1 protein-coding gene is annotated in these 519 nt (G+C 70.9%); it reads right to left on the reverse strand.

Annotated features, from left to right (window positions below; translation table 11 throughout):
• Nucleotides 1-190: 190 nt before the first annotated feature.
• Nucleotides 191-519 (reverse strand): hypothetical protein (locus tag P3H15_RS55010; protein WP_276144948.1); only part of this gene is annotated, 329 nt, incomplete at its 5' end.

Genomic DNA, 519 nt, shown 5'->3' on the forward strand with positions numbered 1-519 from the left:
GACCCGACGACCGGACCGGCTCACCGACGAGGACCGGGCCGGGCGCGACGCGCTCATGGCGCGCAGCCCCGCGCTCGCCACCACCGGCCGACTCATCCGGGACTTCGCCGAGATCATGGTCGACCGTCGCGGCCACGACCTGAACGCCTGGATCGGCCGCGCCCGGCGAGAAGGATCACCGGCACTTCGGTCATTTGCTGCGGGTTTGGTGCGCGATCTCGATGCCGTCACCGCGGGGCTGACACTGCCGCACAACTCCGTCGGCCAGGTGCAGGATGTGCGAGACGGTCAACGACTCGCCGTACATGTCGATCGGCGCTGCGCTCTCGTCCCGCATCCACGCCCCGGCCGCCTTGACGGAGTCGTCACGGAAGTCGAGCACGGGCACCGGTTTTGCCGCCGTGGTGCCGAGGATCTGGTGCGGGTGCCCGTCGACGTCGACGAGCCGGATGAATCCGCCGCCCAGTTCGCGGCGTGCCTGCTCGCTCGCCTCGGCCAGCAGGTCGAGGTCGACCGGCC

The sequence above is a fragment of the Rhodococcus sp. T2V genome, assembly GCF_029269925.1.
GTDB lineage: Bacteria > Actinomycetota > Actinomycetes > Mycobacteriales > Mycobacteriaceae > Rhodococcus_F > Rhodococcus_F koreensis.